We start from the raw sequence: 3,412 nt of genomic DNA on the forward strand, positions 1-3,412 counted from the left end.
GGCTATGCCTGGCAGAAGGGCCTGATCCCGCTCAAGCGCGAAAGCATCGAAGCCGCCATCGATCTGAATGGCGTCGCCATCCCCTTCAACAAGAAGGCGTTTGCGCTGGGCCGCCTGCTCGCCACCCGCCCCGATCAGGTGCTGGCGCTGGTCGAAGCCACCCGCGGCCCGCAGCCGGAACCGCCCGCCACCTCGCTCGACGAGATGATCGCCAGGCGCGAGGCCGACCTGATCCTCTATCAAGACGCCGCCTACGCCACCCGCTTCCGCGCTCAGGTCGACAAGGCCCGCACTGCCGGCGGCGACGCGTTCGGCGAAGCGGTGGCCAAGAGCCTCTACAAGCTGATGGCCTACAAGGACGAATATGAAGTCGCCCGCCTCTACAGCGATGGCCGCTTCGAGGCCGCGTACGCGGCCCAATTCGCCGGCGGCAAACCCCGCGTGCTGCTCGCCCCGCCGCTGATCACCCGCACCGATCCCGCCACCGGCCGCCCGAAGAAAATCAGTTTCGGCCCGTGGATCTTCAAGGCGTTCGGTGTGCTGGCCAAATTGAAAGGACTGCGCGGCAGTGCGCTGGACATTTTCGGCTACAGCGAAGAACGCCGCTTTGAGCGCGCCGACATTTTGGCGTTCGAAGCCGACATCGACCGGCTCTGCACCGACGTGAACCCCGCCAACATTGGCCTGGCGCTGGCCATCGCCAAACTGCCGATGGACGTGCGCGGCTTCGGCCCCGTCAAGGCCAAGGCCCGCGACGAAATGCTCAAGCGCCGCGACGCGCTGTGGGCGAAATGGCCGGGGCTGGCGGCGAAGGCGGCGGCCTGATCTTGAACAATCGGCGGCAGGCTGAAAAGCCTGCCGCCGAAATGCTCACTTGTACCTGTGGGCGGCGTTTTCGCGCCGCCCGGCAGGATCAGGCGGCGGTGGCCATTGCCGCGTTGCGGCGACGGCGGGCCTGGAAGCCGACGAGGCCGAAGCCGGCGATCAGCATGGCCCAGGCCGACGGTTCAGGAACGCCGCCGATGACGATCGCTGCCGGGTCGCTGGAGAAGCTGCCGGTGCTGTAGGCTTCGAACGAACGCAAAGCGGCGCCCGGGTTGGCGAACAGCAGCGGCGCCAGCGAGGTCAGCGAAATCGACATGTCAAAGTCGCTGCCCGGCACGAAGCTCACGAAATCCGACGTGAACAGGATGGTCGAACCACCGCCGGTCGAACCGTTGTAGGCCGCGGCCGAAGCATTGGTCTGGCCCGAGATGCTGACGTCGGTGAACGTGCCCGAGAGCAGGTTCGATCCAGCAGCGTAGTTGGTCCCGCCGACCGTGATTGCGCTGGTCGACAGGAACGAGAAACCGCCAGCGAGGCCGGGCTGGAGGGTGAAGACGCCGACAGTCTGGGCCGGCGACGCCGTGCTGGACAGCAAGGTGAACGATGCCAGGACATTGGTGACGGACGCGGCAAGCGCCGGCGGCAGGAACGAGAAGCTGACCAGGCGGGAGCCCGGCGCGCTCGTCAGAGCATCAATCGAATAGAGCGTACCGCTGGTGCCACTGACATCATCGGGAGCACTGTTCTGGAAACGAACGCCGGTTGCGGCGTCGATGCCGGTAAAATTGGCGAACGTGGTGAGCACCGCCTGGGCCGGCGCGGCGGAGAGCCCGACCACGGCAAAGACCGAGGCCAGGGCGAGACGAGGAGATTTCAACATGCACTTTACTCCGTGGGGGGACGCCGGAACGAAAAAATTCGGCCGAAATGACCGCATCCCTGTCAGGCGCCGCTGAATCACAAGCAAGTTTCATGCCAATCAAATAATTAAGGTTAACGTATTATAAACTTTGATGTTGAATTTCTCGTTAATTTGCAAAGTGTAAAATGTTTTTACACTATTTGATTTTGATAATGAACAGTCTGTTCATATATGCAGCAAATATACAATATTTCATTTGGTTCCACTACGATAAAAAAATATATTTACTGAAAAATGAGGAACCTTTTCGATTTTCCTGAATCAGCTCAATTATGAGGCCGGCAGGGCTGGCCACAGCCTTGAAGCAAGCGGCGGGCGGTGGTGCTTCCGCTGGCTCTAGATAGCTTTCCGCCCGCCGGATCGCGTGTATCACTGTCAGCCAGGAACGAAGGCTCTGGGGAGGGTTATGCATTACGCTGAACTGGCGAAGGCGCGTGACGAGTTGACGGGGCCCGGTGGGGCGTTCGAGATCGTTCCGGTCGCGGTGGGTGGCATCAATGTGCGGGCGTATCGCCATGCGCTGCCCGATGTGCGGGCCTTGTGGCAATCGACGGGCGCGTTCGCGGAGCGGACCTACCTCGTCTATGGCGACGAGCGGCTGACCTATGCGCAAGCCCACACCCGTGTGAACGCCATCGCGGCCTGGCTGGCGGCGCAGGGCATCGGGCCGGGGGATCGGGTGGCAATTGCCATGCGCAACTATCCCGAATGGATGCTGATCTACTGGGCCTGCGTCTCCACCGGCATTGCCGTCGTCGGCATGAACGCCTGGTGGACGCCGGAGGAGATGGCCTATGCGCTCACCGATTCCGCGCCCAAGGCCCTGTTCCTCGATGCCGAGCGGCTCGACCGCTACAAGGAGATCGCCGAACCACCGGCCGGCCTGCGCCTCGTGGGCGTGCGGATGCGCGGGGCAGAGCCGGGCGTGACGGACCTGGCCGATGTTCTGGCCCACGGCGGGGCAATGCCGGACGTGGCGATCGATCCCGATGCCGATGCCTGCATCTTCTACACCTCGGGCACCACCGGCTTTCCCAAGGGCGCGCAGCTCACCCACCGCGGCTGCATCACCAATTTGTTCAACATGCTCTATGCCGGCGCCTCGACGGCGCGGGCGGTGCAGCTGGCTACCGGGGTGGAACCGCCCGCCACGGCGCCAGTGCCGGTGTCGCTGCTGACGACGCCGTTGTTCCATGTCACCGCCAACAATTGCGGTGCCTATGCGACGACTGCGGCCGGCGGCACCATCGTGCTGATGTACCGCTGGGACGCGGGCGAAGCGCTGCGCATCATTGCCCAGGAACGCGTCACCTCCATCGGCGGCGTGCCGGTAATGGCGCGTGAACTGATCAACCACCCGGATTTCGCCACCACCGACGTGTCGAGCCTGACCGCGATGTCGGGCGGCGGCGCCCAGGTGCCGCCGGATCTGGTGCACAAGATCGAAGACAAGGTGGCCAGCGCGCGCCCAAGTACAGGGTACGGCATGACCGAAACCTGCGGGATCATCACGTCGGTCTCCGGCGACTTCTTTGTCGACAAGCCGGACAGTGCCGGGCCCGCCATGCCCGCCTATGAGGCCAAATGCGTTGACGATGCCGGCAACACGGTGGCGCCGGGCGAAATCGGCGAGCTGTGGGTGAAGGGCGCCGCTGTCATCAAGGG

General features: G+C 63.8%; 3 protein-coding genes. 2 read left to right on the plus strand and 1 reads right to left on the minus strand.

The genetic code is table 11. From position 1 onward, the window contains the following. Window positions 1–825, plus strand: an 825-nt coding sequence (locus RT662_RS14000; RefSeq protein ID WP_313671308.1) for a DUF6537 domain-containing protein, incomplete at its 5' end; no start/stop codon positions are given. A gap of 88 nt (window positions 826–913) precedes the next feature. Here RT662_RS14000 and RT662_RS14005 read toward each other — a convergent pair. After that, window positions 914–1,663 carry a PEPxxWA-CTERM sorting domain-containing protein gene (locus RT662_RS14005; RefSeq protein WP_313671309.1) on the minus strand — a complete coding sequence of 250 codons (750 nt, stop codon included), beginning with the start codon at window positions 1,661–1,663 and terminating at the stop codon, window positions 914–916. Between the two features lie 490 nt (window positions 1,664–2,153). Between RT662_RS14005 and RT662_RS14010 the strand changes: the two genes are divergently transcribed. Then, window positions 2,154–3,412 (plus strand): class I adenylate-forming enzyme family protein (locus RT662_RS14010; protein WP_313671310.1); only part of this gene is annotated, 1,259 nt, incomplete at its 3' end.

Source organism: Sandarakinorhabdus sp. (genome assembly GCF_032115815.1).
GTDB lineage: Bacteria > Pseudomonadota > Alphaproteobacteria > Sphingomonadales > Sphingomonadaceae > Sandarakinorhabdus.